The 16808-nt window shown below is 64.1% G+C and carries 11 protein-coding genes and 1 pseudogene; 8 read left to right on the top strand and 4 right to left on the bottom strand.

What is annotated here, in order from left to right; genetic code table 11:
• Positions 1–405: pseudogene (locus EG244_RS11305) on the bottom strand (transposase); the annotation flags it as partial.
• A 412-nt stretch (positions 406–817) separates the two neighbouring features.
• Here EG244_RS11305 and EG244_RS11300 point away from each other — a divergent pair.
• Both EG244_RS11300 and EG244_RS11295 read left to right on the top strand, forming a co-directional pair.
• The gene (locus tag EG244_RS11300; protein ID WP_124965097.1) at positions 818–1996 is read left to right on the top strand and encodes an efflux RND transporter periplasmic adaptor subunit; all 1179 of its coding nucleotides are present in this window, start codon (positions 818–820) and stop codon (positions 1994–1996) included.
• Positions 1997–2002: 6 nt separating this feature from the next.
• On the top strand, positions 2003–5113 hold the full coding sequence (locus tag EG244_RS11295; protein ID WP_124965096.1) for an efflux RND transporter permease subunit: 3111 nt from the start codon (positions 2003–2005) through the stop codon (positions 5111–5113).
• A 108-nt stretch (positions 5114–5221) separates the two neighbouring features.
• Here EG244_RS11295 and EG244_RS11290 read toward each other — a convergent pair whose 3' ends face one another.
• From EG244_RS11290 to EG244_RS11280, 3 genes are all read right to left on the bottom strand, one after another.
• Positions 5222–8356 carry an efflux RND transporter permease subunit gene (locus tag EG244_RS11290; protein WP_124965095.1) on the bottom strand — a complete coding sequence of 1045 codons (3135 nt, stop codon included), beginning with the start codon at positions 8354–8356 and terminating at the stop codon, positions 5222–5224.
• Positions 8357–8359: 3 nt separating this feature from the next.
• Complete coding sequence (locus EG244_RS11285; RefSeq protein ID WP_233588987.1) at positions 8360–9550, bottom strand: efflux RND transporter periplasmic adaptor subunit; 1191 nt, start codon at positions 9548–9550, stop codon at positions 8360–8362.
• Between the two features lie 104 nt (positions 9551–9654).
• Positions 9655–11040, bottom strand: coding sequence for an efflux transporter outer membrane subunit (locus EG244_RS11280; RefSeq protein WP_124965094.1), 1386 nt, complete (start codon positions 11038–11040; stop codon positions 9655–9657).
• Positions 11041–11216: 176 nt separating this feature from the next.
• Between EG244_RS11280 and EG244_RS11275 the strand changes: the two genes are divergently transcribed.
• From EG244_RS11275 to EG244_RS11250, 6 genes are all read left to right on the top strand, one after another.
• Entirely contained in the window at positions 11217–11810 is a 594-nt protein-coding gene (locus tag EG244_RS11275; protein ID WP_124965093.1) for a TetR family transcriptional regulator, read from the top strand.
• A 57-nt stretch (positions 11811–11867) separates the two neighbouring features.
• A complete protein-coding gene (locus EG244_RS11270; protein ID WP_124965092.1) occupies positions 11868–12821 on the top strand; it encodes an acetamidase/formamidase family protein in 954 nt (317 codons plus the stop codon).
• An 87-nt stretch (positions 12822–12908) separates the two neighbouring features.
• Positions 12909–13505 carry a hypothetical protein gene (locus EG244_RS11265; RefSeq protein ID WP_124965091.1) on the top strand — a complete coding sequence of 199 codons (597 nt, stop codon included), beginning with the start codon at positions 12909–12911 and terminating at the stop codon, positions 13503–13505.
• A gap of 44 nt (positions 13506–13549) precedes the next feature.
• Positions 13550–14512: a LysR family transcriptional regulator gene (locus tag EG244_RS11260; RefSeq protein WP_124965090.1), complete on the top strand. Its 963-nt coding sequence runs from the start codon at positions 13550–13552 to the stop codon at positions 14510–14512.
• A gap of 206 nt (positions 14513–14718) precedes the next feature.
• Positions 14719–15702 (top strand): ABC transporter permease, encoded by a 984-nt coding sequence (locus EG244_RS11255; protein ID WP_233588986.1) that lies wholly within the window; start codon positions 14719–14721, stop codon positions 15700–15702.
• A gap of 38 nt (positions 15703–15740) precedes the next feature.
• On the top strand, positions 15741–16763 hold the full coding sequence (locus EG244_RS11250; RefSeq protein WP_199737939.1) for a sugar ABC transporter substrate-binding protein: 1023 nt from the start codon (positions 15741–15743) through the stop codon (positions 16761–16763).
• Positions 16764–16808: the final 45 nt, after the last annotated feature.

Raw genomic sequence — 16808 nt, 5'->3', positions numbered from 1 at the left:
GCTCTATGCTGGCCTGCCCGGGCCGCCGCGCTTTGTAATGGGAGCTCGATGTCCCGACGAGGAAGACCGCGCAGGCCCTCCGGATCGAAACGTTTCACTCCAGGATGCGGTCGACAAGCTGACGCTTCCCGGCAGGCCTCAGAGCATTCGGCGCAGGACATCCTGCAGCCTCTCTTGATCCAGGGACAGATCCGCAACGAGCTTGCGCAGCTTGGCATTCTCGTCCTCGAGCAGCTTCATCCGACGCATATCCGTCGGCAGCATGCCGTCGCATTTTTTCTTCCAGCTGAAGGAGGTCGCAGGGCTGATCCCGGCCTTGCGGCACAGATCCGCCACCGGCATACCGTCCGCGCCCTGCTTCAGGATGAACGCCTTTTGCGCGTCTGAGAACTTCGAGGATTTCATCGCGTTTAACTCCTCCCGGCCATGGGGAAGGGGAGCCGAAAAACTCCGGTTTCAAATGATCCGGTTTTGTGGGTTCACATCAACTGGCGCCTGCCCCTTGGGCGAAGCCGGAAGACTTTGCATTAGGGAGGTCCGGCGTCAGAGAATGGCTCGCGTAGTCGAAAACGCCGGCATCAAACGGCCCGGTTTGCGGGGATCAGCTCAGAGCGGCCTGGGGGTTTGCCTGCTTCGGGCAGGACTTGAAGCGCTGAAAAGCAGTCATGACGTCGACGCGGGTCGGATCACTGGCAAGAAAGGCGCTCTGCAGGGGAGCCGTTACCTATTCCCGGAGTTGGAAATTCAGGCTCTGCCCGGTCATTTTCGGGGTGCAAAGGCCATGGGCAGTCACTGAACTTCTGACGAAGGACATTTCATGCATTTCCCTGCATCCCTGCTGGTTTCGGCGCTGCTGCTTTTTCCGTCTTTCACTGCCCCGGGTCTTGCGCAGGTGCCGCCGCAGGTGCCGCCCAAACAGGTGGGTGTGGTGACCCTCAATCCCGGACCCATCCCGCAGCGGGTGACGCTGCCGGGGCGGGCAGTTGCCTTTGAGGAGGCGGCGATCCGGCCCAGGGTTTCGGGCCTCGTCACCGGGATTTCCTACCGCGCCGGGCGGCCGCTGAAGGCCGGGGATGAGATGTTTCGTGTCGATCCGGGCGTTTATGAAAGCCGGGTGACCAGTGCAGATGCGGAGGTGCGCTCTGCCAAAGCGGCGGCGGGGCAGGCGGCGGCCAGCCTCGCGCGGGCCGAGCAGCTGGTGGGCTCGGGCGTCTCGCGGGCGGATCTGGAGAACACCCGCTCGGCGGGAGAGCAGGCCGATGCCCGGGTCAGCGCGGCGCAAGCGCAGCTTGCCATCGCGAAGGCGGAACTGGAGTGGACGGTGATCCGCGCTCCGATTGACGGTGTGGCGAGTGTGGCCAGCGTCTCGGTCGGGGATCTGGTGACGGCCAGCCAGGCGCAGGAACTGGCGACGATCACCCGGCTCGACCCGATTGAGGTGGATATTCTCTCGCCCTCGGCGGCGATGCAGCGGGTGGTGGCCGATATCCGCGCCGGTCGGATGACGGTGAATGAGAAGATCAGCGCCACCCTGACCCTTGAAACCGGCGAAACCTATGAGGTTGCGGGTGAGCTTGAGGCCGCGGGCTTTCGTGTCTCGCAGACGACGGGGGCCATTGATTACCGCTTTCTCTTCGCCAATCCCGATCTGAAGCTGCTGCCGGGGCAGTTCGTGCGGGGTGAAATCTCTTTCGGCACGCGGGAGGGCTATCTGGTCTCGCAATCCGCTGCGAGCCGCGCCCGCACCGGGCTTCTCAACGTCTTTCTGGTCGAAAACGGCAAGGCGGTTCAGCATCAGCTGAGCGATCTGGGCAGCTTTGAGCATCACTGGATCGTCACCGAGGGGCTGACGCCGGGGGCGCAGCTGATCGTTGACGGCCTGTCCGGACTGACGCCCGGCGCAGAGGTCGTGTCGGTTGAGGTGGAATTGACCGAGGGCGGGGTGCCAAAGGCACTGGCCCCGCCGGCGCCTCCTGCCGCTCCGGCGAAGGAGTAAGGCCTGATGGCGCGCTTCTTCATCCACCGCCCCGTTTTTGCCTGGGTTCTGGCGCTGGTCGTCATGCTGGCAGGGGCGCTCGGCCTCAGCCGCCTGCCGATTGAGCAATATCCGCAGATTGCGCCCACCACGGTCTCGGTGCGGGCGGCCTATACCGGGGCTTCGGCGGAAATCGTCGCGAATTCAGTGACCTCGGTGATCGAGGATGCGATGACGGGGATTGCGGGGCTGGTCTATATGACCTCTTCCTCCACCTCGGGCTCCGGCTCGGTCACGCTGACCTTTGACGACAGCATCGACCCGGATATGGCGCAGGTCCAGGTGCAGAACAAACTGCAGCTGGCCACGGCGCAGCTGCCCTCAGTCGTGCAGCAGACGGGGCTGAGCGTGACGCGCTCAACCTCCTCGATCCTGCTGGTGGGGGTGCTGGCCTCGACCACCGGCGCGCATAGCACAGTTGAGCTGGGCGATCTGGTCTCGCAGCGCATCATCGACCCGATCCGCCGCACGCAGGGGGTGGGCACGGTCGATGTCTTTGGCGCGGGCTATGCCATGCGGATCTGGCTCGATCCGCTGAAACTGACCCAGTATCAGGTCACCCCCGCCGAGGTCATGGCGGCGGTCTCTGAGCAAAACGTCAATGTCACCGTGGGTTCCATCGGCACTCTGCCCTCGGCAGAGGGGCAAAGGATCACCTTCCCGGTCTCGGCGCAGTCCCAGCTCAGCTCGGTCGAAGAGTTTCAGCGCATCCTGCTGCGGGTCGCGACCGACGGCTCCACGGTTTTTCTGGGCGATGTCGCGCGGATTGAGATCGGCCAGGACAGCTATGCCATGACGGCGCGGTTCAACGGCCGCCCGGCCGCGGGCTTTGCGGTTAACCTCGCCTCAGGGGCCAATGCGGTGGATACCGCCGCGGCCGTGCGCGCCCAGATCGCGCAGATCGAGGGCTCGCTGCCAGAGGGGGTTGAGGTTGCTTATCCCTATGACACCTCCCCCTTCGTTGAGCGCTCGATCAACCAGGTCTATAAAACCCTGGCCGAGGCGGTGCTTCTGGTCTTCCTCGTCATCCTTGTCTTCCTGCAGTCCTGGCGGGCCACGATCATCCCGGTGATCGCCATTCCGGTGGTGCTCCTGGGCACCTTTGGGGTGCTGACGGTGGCGGGCTATACCATCAACACGCTGACGATGTTCGCCATGGTGCTGGCCATCGGCCTGCTGGTCGATGACGCCATCGTGGTGGTCGAAAACGTCGAGCGGGTGATGGAGGAAGAGGGGCTCGATGCGGTTGCTGCCACGGAAAAGAGCATGGATGAGATCAGCTCGGCTCTCGTGGGGATCGTCCTCGTGCTCTCGGCGGTCTTTGTGCCCATGGCCTTCATGTCCGGCTCAACCGGGATCATCTATAGACAGTTCTCAGTGACCATCATCACGGCCATGGTCCTGTCGTTGGGGGTCGCGCTGATCCTGACGCCTGCGATGTGCGCGGCTCTGCTGCGGCGGCGCAGCCACGGCGGCGGTATCGCGCCCGTGCGCTGGTTCAACCGGGGCCTGGATAAGATGACCAATGGCTATGGCGCGGCGGTCTCGCGCTTCGTGCGCCGCCCGTTTCGCTTTCTGGTGCTGCTGCTGGCGATCTCCGCCGGTGTCTGGATGCTCTTTCAAAAGCTGCCCGGCTCTTTCATCCCCCAGGAGGATCAGGGCGTGATCCTCGCCATGGTGCAGCTGCCCGATGGAGCCACGGATGCCCAGACCCGCGCCGTTGTGGCCGAGGTCGAGGATTATCTCCTCACCGCCGAAAAAGACGCGGTCGAGGCGGTTTTTGCCGCGCTCGGCTTCAGCTTCGGCGGCGCGGGGCAGAACAATGCCATGATGTTCGTCAAACTTCGCGACTATGAACAGCGCCCGAGCATCACCGCCGAAGAGGTGGTGAACCGCGCCAATGGCTATTTCTTCATGAATATCCGCGGCGGCCAGGTCTTCGTGCTGCAACCCCCGGCGATCAATGGCCTCGGCAGCTCGGCGGGCTTCACCATGCAGCTGATCGACCAGTCCGGCCAGGGCCAGGAAGCGCTCTCTGCGGCGGCGGCTGAGCTGGTCCGGCGGGCCCAGGCCGACGGTCGCGTGATGAACCTGCGCGGCAATGAAACCGCTTTCCAAAGCGCGCTGCGCCTCGATATCGACCAGCAAAAGGCGGCGGCCTTCGGGCTTTCGCTCTCCGCCGTCAATTCCATGCTCTCGGTGATCTTCTCCGGGCGAGAGGTCAATGACTTCGCCCTCGCCGGGGAACTCCGCCCCGTGGTGGTCCAGGGCGAACCCTGGGCGCGGTCTCAGCCTGAAAATATCGACCTCTGGCATGCCCGCAACGGCCAGGGCGAAATGGTCTCCTTTGGGGCCTTCACCAATCAGGCCTGGGACCAGGAGCCGAAGGCCATCTCCCGCTACGGCGGCACCCGCGCCATGGAGCTCAGCGGCGCCGCCGCCCCCGGCCTTTCTTCCGGCGATGCCATGGCCACCATGGAAAAGCTGGTCGCAGAGCTTCCGGGCGGCTATGGCGCGGCCTGGACCGGCCTTTCCTACCAGGAACGGATGTCCGGCAACCAGGCGCCGCTTCTCTTCGCGCTCTCCGCTCTGGTGGTTTTCCTCGCGCTCGCCGCACTTTACGAAAGCTGGTCGGTGCCGCTTGCGGTGATGATGACGGTGCCGATCGGGATCCTCGGCGCCCTGGCAGCCGCGCTGCTCTTTGGCCAGTCAAACGACGTCTATTTCAAAGTCGGCCTGCTGACGACCATCGGCCTCGCTGCCCGAAACGCCATCCTGATCGTCGAATTCGCCCAGGATCTGCACCATAAGGGCGAGACCCTCATCGATGCGGCCATCCACGCCGCCCGCCTGCGCCTGCGCCCCATCCTGATGACGACCTTCGCTTTCATGCTCGGCGTGCTGCCCCTCGCGCTCGCCTCCGGGGCAGGGGCCGCCGCGCAGCACTCGATCGGCATCGGGGTGCTTGGCGGCATGGCGGCCTCTGCTGTCATCGGGATCTTCCTTGTCCCGGTCTTCTGGGTGGTGGTCCTGCGCCTCGTGGCCCGCCTGCGCCCGGCCAGACCCAAAGCCGCCTGAGCCATGAAAGCCCCGTCGTCAGACTTTGGCTTTTCTTAAATACTCAGTCTTCTTCCACCCCCCTCAGCCCAAAAAGCAAAGGCCGCCCCAGGGGGCGGCCTTTCTCAGTCACTCTGCGCTTTGCGCAGCAAGCCCGCTCGGCGGGGATTTCTTCCCGCCAAACAGCCGGTCAATCAGCACGAAGAACACCGGCACGAAGAAGATCCCCAGCAGCGTCCCCGAAATGGTGCCAAAGAGCGTCGCATAGCCAATGGCATGACGCGCCCCCGCCCCGGCCCCCGAAGAGAAGACCAGCGGTGCCACACCAATCCCAAAGGCCAGCGAGGTCATCAGGATCGGACGGAAGCGCAGTTTCGCGGCCTGATAGGCGGCCTCTTTGGCGCTTTCGCCCAGGCGCAGCATCCGCTCACGGGCAAATTCAACGATCATAATGCCGTTTTTGCCCGTCAGACCGATCACCGTCAGCATGCCGACCTGGAAGTAAACACCATTCTGCTGCCCGCCGATCCAGGCCCCGATCAGGGTGCCCAGCACGCCGACCGGCATCGCCAGAATGACCGAAACCGGAATCGCCCAGCTTTCATAAAGCGCCGCAAGGCACAGGAACACCGCCGCAATCGCCAGGAAATACAGCAGCATCGCGCCGTCGCCGGCCTCTTTTTCCTCCAGCGACAGACCCGACCACTGCAGCGAGAAGCCCGGCGGAAGCTGTCCGGCCAGACGCTCCATCTCGGCCATCGCCTCCCCGGTTGAGACCCCCGGCGCGGGCGAACCCTGCAACTCCATCGCCGGCAGCGCGTCATAGCGCACGACCTGCTGCGCGCCATAGATCCATTCCTGGGTCGCAAAGGTCGACAGCGACACAAACTCACCCTTCGAGTTCGGAATCCGCCAGAGCGCGAAATCCTCGGGGCTGGTGCGCGCCCAGGGCTCGCCCTGGACATAGACCCGCTTCACCCGACCCTCATAGAGGAAGTCGTTGATATAGGCCGAAGACCAGATGGTGCTCAGATATTGCCCCACCTCTGCGGCCGTCAGACCCACCGCCCCGGCTTTTGCCCAGTCGATGTTCAGACGGAACTGCGCGGCATCTTCCACGCCATTGGGGCGCACGGCCATCAGCTTGTCGCTCTGCGCCGTCAGGCCCAGAAGCATATTGCGCGCGTTCATCAGCTCTTCATGGCTCTGGCCCGCACGGGCCTGCAGGAAGGCCTGGAAGCCGTTGGAATTGCCCAGCTCCAGAACCGCCGGCGGCACGATCGGGATCACTACGGCCTCTTTGATGCCGCCCATCAGGGGGCCAAAGGCGCGGCCGGCAATCGCGGCTGCGGCATCTTCCGATGCGGTCCGCTCGCTCCAGTCCTTCAGCTTGACGAACATCATCCCCATGTTCTGACCTTCGCCCGCAAAGGAGAAGCCGAGCACCGAGAAGACGGATTCAATATTGTTGCCCTCTGCGCCGAGGTAGTAGTTCTGCACCTCTTCGGCCACCGCGCGGGTCTGCTCGGTGGTGGCACCCGAGGGGCCGACGATGATCGTCATCAACACGCCCTGATCTTCATCGGGCAGGAAGCTTTTCGGGGTGTTGTTGAACAGGCCCACCATCCCGGCGATCAGACCGGCATAGACCAGCAGCGAGAGCACCGGGTTTTTCACCACGGTTTTCACCAGACCGCCGTAGCCATTGGTCAGACGGGTGAAGCGCGGCTCAAAGAAGCGGGCATAACGGCCCGGAACCGGCGAATGCGGCTTGAGCATGGTGGCGCAGAGCGCCGGGGTGAAGATCACCGCAACCACCACCGAAAGCGCCATGGCCGCCACAATGGTAATGGCGAACTGCTTATAGATCTCGCCGGTTGAGCCGCCGAAGAAGGCCATCGGCACAAACACGGCTGAAAGCACCATGGCAATCCCGACCAGCGCGCCGGTGATTTCATCCATGGATTTCTTCGTCGCTTCTTTCGGGGAAAGATGCTCCTCCGCCATGATGCGTTCCACGTTTTCCACCACCACGATGGCGTCATCGACCAGAAGGCCGATCGCCAGAACCATGGCCAGCATGGTCAGCGTGTTGATCGAAAAGCCGAAAAACGCCATGACGCCAAAGGTGCCCAGCAGAACCACCGGCACGGCCATGGTCGGAATGATCGTCGCACGGAAGTTGTGCAGAAAGATCAGCATGACCAGGAAGACCAGGCCGATTGCCTCAATCAGGGTGGTAATCACCGCCTGAATGGAGATCGAAACGAAGGGCGTGGTGTCATAGGGGATCACATATTCCATGCCCGGGGGCAGATCCTGTGCAACCTCATCGAGGCGGGTTTTCACCAGCTCTGCGGTGTCGAGCGCATTGGCCCCGGTGGCCAGCTGGATCGCCATACCAGCCGCAGGCGCGCCGTTGTAGAAGGCCGCAACCTCATACATCTCGGCGCCAAGCTCGACCCGCGCGACGTCGCGCAGCAGCACAAGGCCGCCGTCGGCATCAGCACGCAGCACGATGCGCTCAAAGTCTTCGGGGGATTTCAGCAGCGACTGCGCGGTGATCGTGGCGTTCAGCAGCTGACCGGCGGGCGCGGGCTGGGCGCCAAAGGCCCCGGCTGCGATCTGGGCGTTTTGCCCCTGCATGGCGGCAATGACCTGACCCGGCGCCATGTCATAAGACGACAGCTTTGTCGGATCGAGCCAGATCCGCATCGCATATTCCGACCCGAAGACCTGCACGCCGCCCACGCCTTTGATGCGCGAGAAATTCTCGACAAGGTTCGAGGACATATAATCCGCGAGTTCCACCTCGGTGCGCGACTTATCGGGCGAGATCAGCGAGACCACCATCAGGAAGCCGGTCGTTGATTTCGTCACCGTCACGCCCTGGCGGGTCACCACCTGGGGCAGGCTGGCATTGGCCTGGGCGAGCTTGTTTTGCACCTGAACCTGCGCGGTATCGGGATCGGTCCCAAGCGCAAAAGTCAGCGTGATCGTCGCCCGCCCCGTCGAGGTGGTCGAGGAGTTGATATAGCGCAGCCCGTCAAGGCCGGTCATCTGTTTCTCGATGACCTGGACCACGGTGTCAGAGACCGTCTCGGCCGAAGCCCCCGGATAAACGGCGGTAATCACCACCGAGGGAGAGGCGATCTGCGGATATTGCGAGACCGGCAGCCGCATGATCGAAATCGCGCCGACCGCCATGATGATAATCGCGATGACCCATGCAAAGATGGGTCTGTCGATGAAAAAGCGGGCCATGGATCAGTCCCCTTTGGTTTCCGCAGGTGCTTCGCCTGCGGGGGTGGCTCCACCCTCAGGAACCGGGGTCACCGGCGCGCCGGGTCCGGTCTTCTGGAAACCCGAGGTGATCACCTGATCGCCCGCCTTCAGACCCTCCTGGATCACCCACTTGTTGCCCGCGGTCCCGGCCACTTTCACCGGACGCACAGCCACGGTGCCGTTCTCAATCACCCAGACCGAGGTCGCGCCACTGCGGTCCCGCATCACCGCGTTCTGCGGCACCAGCGCCGAGCCGCGCACGATGGCCTGGGGCAGATGCACTTCGACATACATCCCCGGCAGCAGCGTGTGATCCGGGTTGGGATAGGTCATCCGCAGGGTAATCATGCCGGTGGTCGGCACCACCTGCGGCTCTGCGGCGGCCAGACGGCCTTTGACGTTATAAGTGGTGCCGTCCGAGAGGGTCATCTCAGCCTCACCGGTGTTTTGCATCTCGCGCCCCTCCGGGGTCGAGGTATAGCGCAGCAGATCGACCGCCGACTGCGTGACATCGACATGCACCGGATCAAGCTGGCGGATGGTGGCCAGCGTGGTCGGCTGCTGCGCCGCGACCAGCGCGCCAATGGTGGCCTGCGACAGGCCGATGACGCCGGTGATCGGGGCGCGGATGGTGGTGCGCTCCAGATCAATCTCGGCGCTCATCAGGCGGGCTTCGGCGGCCTGCAGGCCAGCCTCGGCCGACTGGCGGTTGGCTACGGCGGCATCGCGTTTCTGCGCCGAGCCTGCGTTATTGCCAAAAAGCTCCAAAGCGCGCTTTTCTTCGGTGATCGACAGCTCATAGCTGGCTTTCGCCTGGGTCACAGAGGCGCGGGCAGCGGCCACGGCGGCGCGGTAGCTGTCATCCTCGATCTTGAAGATCGGATCGCCCGCGTTGATCACCCGGCCTTCCTCGAACAACTGCTCACGGATGATGCCCGAAACCTGGGGGCGCACTTCCGCCACGGTCGAGGCTTTGACCCGGCCCGGCAGGCGCGCGGTGATCTGATGGTCGGTGATCTCAACCGGGACGAAACCAACGGGTGCGGGCGGCGGAGCGCCACCCGGCGCGCCCTGCGCGACGGCCTGAGCGGCTGCCAGCGGCAAAAGCAGCAGCAGCGTCGTCATCAGCGCTGTGACGGAGAGAGAGAAACGGGGGGTCCGGGGCCAGGACATCAGGCTACCTGCGAGATTTGGATCGGATGGAACCGGCCCGGATGATGGAAGCATCATCCGGGCCGGAGGGAAATCATTAAAGGAAGGAGGTTAAGGACCTCCTGTTATTGCGCGGCACCGGTGCCGCCCGCCGCCGCAAGGCTGAGCGAGATAAAGTTCAGCGCCCGAACACGGACCGCCGAGGCCAGGCCCTGCTGCGCGTTCAGATAGCTGCGTTCGGCATCGAGCACGTTCATGAAAGTGCCTTCGCCGATCGAGAAATTGGTCTGCGCCAGCTCCACCGTCTTGCGCGAGGTCTCGACCAGACGCTGCCGGGTGCCGACGCTGCGGGCATCGCGGTTGGCGGCGGCCAGCGTGGTCTCCACCTCTTCAACGGCCTTCAGCACGGCGGCTTTCCAGGCGATATGCGCCTGAGCCGCACGGGCCTCTGCGCCGCGCAGATTGGCGATCAATGCACCGCCGCGGAAGATCGGCAGCGACACCGTCGGGCCGAAAGACCAGGGCGAAACATTGCCACCGCCAGAGATATTGGTCGGCGTGATCGATCCGGCAAGGCTGACCACCGGAAGGAATTGCGTGCGGGCCACGCCGATGTCGTAAACGGCGGCCTCATAAAGCTTTTCCTGGACGCCCACATCGGGACGCGCGCGCAGCACATCTGCCGGAACCCCGACCGAAGGCCTGAAGCGCGGGTTCGGCACCGGGCGGCCTTTTGAAAGCTGCGGGCGCAGCGCGGCGCTGCGGCCTGCCACCAGGGTCGCCAGTTTCGCCAGCGACTGATCAAAGCCGATCTCATAGGCGGGCAGCTGTGCCTCACCCTCGGCGACCAGCTGCTCGGCCTGCAGCACATCCATCTGCGCCGCATCGCCCAGATCAAACCGCGTGCGGGTGATCTCCAGCGATTTGCGGCGGCTGGTCAGCGAGCGGCGCGTCAGCGCGATGCTCTCCTGATAATAGCGCAGATCGACATAGGCCGATGCCACCGCCCCCTCAATCACCAGGCGGGTGGCATCGGCAGTCAGGCGGCTTGCGTCAAGACGCGCAGCCGCCGCCTTGCGGGCGTTCGCATTGGCCCCGAAGAGGTCCAATACCCACGAGACATTCAATCCGGCCGAGCTCGATTCCGAGATCGCACCGGCGGCATTTTCCGAGCGCGTGGCCCCGCCGCTTGCGCCGACCGAGGGGAAGGCCCCGGAGCCGGCCTGACCCGAAGCGGCCTCTGCCGCGCGGATCGCCTCAACCGCGTTTTGAACGCTGAGGTTGCGGGCACGGGCTGCGGTGACCAGCTCATTCAGCTGGGCATCGCGGAAAGCCTGGAACCAGGGGGCGGTCGCCGCGGTGCGGGGCGGTGCGGCAGTGTCGAAAGTCGCGCCGGTTTCGGTTTCATGGCTGCGAAAGGCAGCCGGCGCGCATCCGGCAACAGCCAGCAGGGCCGTTCCCAGAAGAAAGCTGCGCCGCGGTAACTGCTCGGTGGCCTTAAGGCTTTTCATGGTTTTCCGCTTTACTTGTTCGCCCGATCCCGGAGGCCGGAGCGAAGAAGCGGGCGGGGCGGCGGTCGGAACCGCGCCACAATTTCGCGCCATCTCTCAGTCCGCCGGTCAGAGCCGTGTGGACCTTTTCATACATTCATGCTTGTATGTAAAGTCAGAAACGCCGGGAGGGGACTTTGCGCCGCACCAAAGAAGAGGCAGAGAAAACGCGCGCCGACATCCTGGATGCGGCCGAGCAACTCTTTGCAAATAAAGGCGTTCAGGCCACTTCGCTCGACCAGGTCGCGCGGGCTGCCGGGGTGACCCGGGGGGCGGTTTATTGGCACTTTCGTGATAAGCGCGACCTGCTTGCTGCCCTACGCGACCGCTATCGCCCGCCGGAGGTCGATATTATGGAGGCGGCGCTGGACACCCGTCCTGAGGATGTCTTTGAGGTCATCCTGGCGCAGACCCGGCCCTGTCTTGCGACCTTCGCGGGTGAGGAAAGCCGCCAGCGCATGTTCACCATCCTGGAGCAGAGCCCGCCCGACAGCGGTCCCGGCCCGAATACGGAGGGCTTCGGGCTGATGGTGCGTCTGATGACCCGGGCGCAGGAAAACGGCCATCTTGCCGGGGATCTGACCCCGGTGGAGGCGGCTTTGTCGCTGGTGGCGCTGTTTCGCGGGCTGATGGCGGAGTGGATGGCCTCGGACCGCGCCTTTGATCTGCCCGAGACCGGCACCCGGCTGATCGCGCGCCATATGCGCAGCCTGCGCAGCATCCCGCACTAAGCCCTTGCGGCGGTGCAGCGCTGCCGCCACCCTCCGCGCGATCTGACGGAGGCCCTGATGCTGCACCATTTGCCCGCGCGCCCTGACACCATTCTCTGGGGCCATCTGGACCCCGATGCCGCGCCGGTTCTGCGCATCCGCCCTGGCGACAGCGTTGAGGTTGAGACGCTGTCGGGCGGGGCGCGCAATCTGCCCGCCGCGGGTCAGCCCGGCACGGCGCTGCCTGCGCATCTGGCTGTCATTGCAGCGAAATCCCCCGAGCTCGGGCCGCATATGCTGACCGGCCCGATCGCTGTTGAGGGGGCCATGCCCGGCGACCGGCTGGTGGTTGAGATCGAAGAGATCCGCTTTGCCCAGGACTATGGCTGGAACGCCATTGAGCCGGGCTTTGGCATGTTCCCCGATCTCGCGACCGCTTATGAGAATCTGACCGTCGCCATTGACCGGGACCGCGGCACCGCGCAGCTGCCCTGGGGGCCGGAGGCGGCGCTTGCGCCCTTTTTCGGCATCCTGGCCGTGGCCCCGCCACGGGCGGGCGGGCGGCTGTCCTCAGTCCCGCCGGGGGGCTTTGGCGGCAATATCGACAACCGCCTTGCCCGTGCGGGCGCGGTGATCTCGCTGCCGGTCTTTGTGCCGGGAGCGCTCTTTATGGCGGGGGATGGCCATGCGCTGCAGGGCGATGGTGAGATCTGCGACACCGCGCTGGAGACGGCGCTGAACGGGCGTTTCCGCTTTCAGCTGGAGAAGGGCACCGCGCCCTCAGCGCCGGAGATCCTTTATGACAACCGGCTGATTACAATGGGATTTGATCCAGATCTCGACCGCGCTGCCGAGGCCGCTGCCGCGCGGATGATCGATAATATCTGCGCCCGCAGCCCCCTGACCCGGACCGAGGCCTTTCGTCATTGCAGCCTCTTTGGCAGCCTGCGCATCACCCAGGTGGTGAACGGGGTGAAGGGCGTTCACTGCCTGCTTGATCTTGGCAGCCTTGAAGGGGCGGGCGGGCTATAGGACTTTGCTATGGCGGGTTGAGAAAGCCGGTATTTGATCGCGAGGGGGCGCTCGGGGATCATCCACGGGTCTGAGCCCGAGGAGATCATGGCTGATCGCAGCCCCGCCCCGTCCGTGCCCGAAGACACCGCTGATCTTTTGCGCGGACGGCTGCGGCTGTGCCAGCCGGCAGAGGTTTCAGTGGTCGGGCAGGTGAGTGCCGGCGTGGCGCGGGCGCTGGCCGAGGGCGGGTTTTCAACGCGGCCTGCGCCCGATCCTGACAGGCGGCTGCTGGTTCTTTTGCACGCTCTGCCCGAGTGGGCGGGCGTTCTGCCGGGGCTGCTCGACCGCGGCTGTGAGCTCTGGATCATCGAGGCGCAGCCCTGGGGCAGTCTGCACCGCATGCTGCGGGTTCTGCGCCCGCCGCGCCCCGATGCCCCGGCGCTGATTGCCGATCTGACGGCCAGTGGCCGCGCCGATCTGCGCGATCTGACACGCTGGGAGGAACGCTTTGTCTTTTCCGGCCTCCCCGGCTTTACCGAGGCGCTGATGGATCAGGGCCTGACCGATGCGGCCAGCCTTGCGGCGGCGGGGCCGGACCTCAGGCGCGCCTGGCGCGGGCAGATCAGCCCTGATCCGGGGGGGGCGGCGCTTCTTCAGCCGATGATCTGCTGGACGCTTGCCGGAGGCGCGCCCGGGCGCTAGCGTGAAGCCTCTTCCCCGGACCGCATATCGAGCAGAGAGACCGCATGGATATCCGCCAGCTGCGCTATTTCGTGGCGATTGCCGAACAGGGATCTTTCTCCCGGGCAGCCGCGCTTTTGCATGTCGCGCAGCCCGCGCTGTCTTTGCATGTGCGCAATATGGAGGCCGATCTGGGCACGAAACTGCTGTTTCGCAGCCCCAAAGGCGTGGTGCCCACCGAGGCGGGCGCGATCCTTTTGCGCAATGCGCGCACCATCATCGGGCAACTGGCCGTGGCGGAAGAGGAAATCCGCGGCCAGCAGGCCGATCCCTCGGGCGAGGTGCGTCTGGGCCTGCCAGGGACGATCGGAGAGGTGCTGTCGGTGCCGCTGATTCGCGCCGCGCATATCCGCTATCCCAATATCCGCCTGCGGATCGCCGAGGCCATGAGCGGCTTTGTCCTTGATTGGATGCGCGAGGCGCGGATCGATCTGGCGGTCGTCTACCGTGAGGTCAATGAAAGCGGCATCGATTCCGTGCGGTTGCTGGACGAAGAGCTGGTCTTCTTTGCGCCCCCCGCAGCCCCGGAGGGGGTGGTTTTGCCCCCGCCTGGCGGTGCGGTGGCCTTGGGTGATCTGGCCGATATCCCGATGATCCTGCCCGGAGCGGCGCATGGGCTGCGCGAGCTGCTGACGCGCTATGCCATCAGCGCCGGGGTCAGCCTGAGTACGGTGATTGAAGTCGACAGCTATCACAGCATCAAAGAGCTGGTGCGCTCGGGCTTTGGCTGCTCGATCCTGCCGGGCAATGCCGTTCACCGCGAGATTTCTGAGGGGCGTTTGCAGGGCTGGCAGATCCGCGATCCTGAGATCCTGCGCTCGGTCTGGCTGGCCCATGCCACGGGCCGCCCGATGAGCAATTCCGTGGCCGCGATCCAGAGCCTCGCCTGTGAGGTTTTGCAAAATCTGGCCCGCTCGGGCAGCTGGGCGGGGGCGCGGCCCCTGCCGCTGCCGGAGACCGAGCCATAACATCAGGCGATGGACCAGATAGATAAATTATAATTTCCGGTTCTAACGCCCCCTGCTAGCCTTTGTCCTCAGGAGAGGCCGTCCGTCTGACCCCGGGGAGGGGGTGCGACGGAGGCGACGAACTTACATCTGCCGCAGCGACACGTTCTGCCCCGCATGAGCCATGCGCGGCCGATGGTCTGTGGCCGTTTCAGGGAGGAGCGAAGGTGCCGGGATCGCTGGTCAGGCAGTTCAACCAGGAGCGCATCGTGCTGGCGCTCACGGTGCTTCTGTTTCTCATTTTTGCCATGACGCTGCCGAATTTTACCAATGCCAACAATATGTTGTCGCTGCTGCGCTCTGTGGCGGTGCTGGGTATCTTAGGCATCGGCATGCTGATTGTGGTGCTGGGCCGGGGGGTGGATCTCTCGATGGTGGCCATGATGACCATCTCGGTCGCCTGGTCGCTGCAGCTGGTGAATACCGGCGCGGGTCTGGGCACGGCGCTGACCTATGGGCTGCTCTTTGCCCTGGTCATGAGCCTGGTCTGCGGGCTTTTGATCGCCTATGCCGAGATCCCGCCGCTTTTTGCGACGCTCGCCATGGCGACCTTTGTCTATGGCTTCGGGCGGGCCTATCTGATCACCGGGACGGATGTCGTTTATATGTCCAACGACATCGGCTGGATCAAATTTCTGGGCCAGGGATATTTTCTCGGCGTGCCAATGCCGATCCTTGTCGCGCTGATGGTGGCGGCTGTGGTCTGGCTTTTCCTGAAGTTTACCAAGCCGGGCCGCTTTATCTTTGCAGTGGGCGATAATGCGGCGGCCTCGCGGATCACCGGGATTCCGCTGCGCCCGACGCTGGTGATGCAATATGTGATGTCGGGGGGCATCGCCTTCATCGCCGGGTTGATCACGGCCACTTCGGTGGCGGCGATGAACACCCGCATCGTCAATTCCAACATGATCTACGACGTCATTCTGGTGGTCGTTCTGGGCGGCGTGGGCCTGTCGGGCGGGCGCGGGAATGTGCGCAATGTGATCGTCGGCACGCTGCTGATCGGCGTGCTGATGAACGGCATGACCATCATGGACATCCAGTTCACCGTCCAGAACGTCATTAAAAGCCTGATCCTGCTGCTGGCGATCGTGGCCGACAGCATCCTCAATCCGCGTGACGAACAAACCGGCCAGCAGGGCGACATCTGAAGCGCCAGGGCCTTTTTCAACAGACTTGGGAGGAAGACATGCGTGTAATGAAAGCTCTCAGCCTTGCGCTGACGGCATCCGTGGCTCTGACGGCGGCGCTGCCTGCGCTGGCGCAGGAGATGAAGGATCCCTTCCGCGATGCGGCGCTCGAAAGCCTGAAGGGCAAAAAGATTGCCTATCTGCCGATCTCGATCGGTTTTGACCTCGCGCAGGCCTGGGGCGGCGTCGTGAAGCAGCAGTCACAGGTCTATGGGATGGAATTCTCCTCCCAGGACCCGAACTGGAGCACCGATGCCATGGCGCAGGGCTTTACCGCGCTGCTGGCGGAAAAGCCCGATGTCATCGTGACCCAGAACCCCGATATGCAAAGCCTTGCGCGTTTGATGAAACAGGCTAATTCCCAGGGCATCGTGGTGGTGCAGCTGAATATGGCCGGGGCTGTGCAGACCGATGCGGTGGTGGCCCCCGATTTCATCGGCATGGGCGAGCAGATCGCGCAGAAGGTCGTCGAGAAATGCGGCAAGGGCACCGACACCTCGCATAAAGTCGCGCTGGTTCAGGGCGTGCTGACCGGAGGCGTGAGCTTCTATCAGGTTCAGGGCATTGAGAAAGTCTTCAAAGAGAACCCGGAAATCCAGCTTGTCTCCAGCCAGGCGGCGGACTGGGATGCCTCGAAAGCACGCGCCATTACCGAGACCGTGTTGCAGCAGCATCCCGATGTCTGCGCGGTGATTGATGTCTGGGACGGCCAGGGTGTGGGCACCGGCGCTGCGATCAAACAGGCGGGGCTGTCGGAAAAGGTCTTCTTCATCACCTCGGGTGGTGGTGCGCAGTCGATGTGCGACATGCTGAAGGATGGCACCTTCTCGGCGGCTTACAACTATAACGCCGTTGGCATGGGCCGGGATGCCTGGACCGCCATTATGGTCGCTTTGCAAAACAAGCAGGGCGGGGGCGCGATCAAGACCCAGATGTATAGCCCCTACCGCTATATGACCGCTGCTGATGTCAAAGACGGCACCTGCTGGAACGCTGAAGACTACGCGAAAATCCTGCGCTGAGCCTGTGAGGGGGGCAGGGCTGCCCCCCTTCTTCGCCCGATAAGA

It is taken from the genome of Falsigemmobacter faecalis (assembly GCF_003863335.1).
GTDB lineage: Bacteria > Pseudomonadota > Alphaproteobacteria > Rhodobacterales > Rhodobacteraceae > Wagnerdoeblera > Wagnerdoeblera faecalis.
This window is presented reverse-complemented; position numbering and strand designations above follow the sequence as displayed.

Excerpts from the sequence above, each read along its gene's own strand:
- EG244_RS11285 (WP_233588987.1), bottom strand. The coding sequence starts at position 9,550 with ATGTCCTGGCCCCGGACCCCCCGTTTCTCTCTCTCCGTCACAGCGCTG.
- EG244_RS11270 (WP_124965092.1), top strand. The coding sequence starts at position 11,868 with ATGCTGCACCATTTGCCCGCGCGCCCTGACACCATTCTCTGGGGCCAT.
- EG244_RS11265 (WP_124965091.1), top strand. The coding sequence starts at position 12,909 with ATGGCTGATCGCAGCCCCGCCCCGTCCGTGCCCGAAGACACCGCTGAT.
- EG244_RS11250 (WP_199737939.1), top strand. The coding sequence starts at position 15,741 with ATGCGTGTAATGAAAGCTCTCAGCCTTGCGCTGACGGCATCCGTGGCT.
- EG244_RS11260 (WP_124965090.1), top strand. The coding sequence starts at position 13,550 with ATGGATATCCGCCAGCTGCGCTATTTCGTGGCGATTGCCGAACAGGGA.
- EG244_RS11300 (WP_124965097.1), top strand. The coding sequence starts at position 818 with ATGCATTTCCCTGCATCCCTGCTGGTTTCGGCGCTGCTGCTTTTTCCG.
- EG244_RS11290 (WP_124965095.1), bottom strand. The coding sequence starts at position 8,356 with ATGGCCCGCTTTTTCATCGACAGACCCATCTTTGCATGGGTCATCGCG.
- EG244_RS11280 (WP_124965094.1), bottom strand. The coding sequence starts at position 11,040 with ATGAAAAGCCTTAAGGCCACCGAGCAGTTACCGCGGCGCAGCTTTCTT.
- EG244_RS11295 (WP_124965096.1), top strand. The coding sequence starts at position 2,003 with ATGGCGCGCTTCTTCATCCACCGCCCCGTTTTTGCCTGGGTTCTGGCG.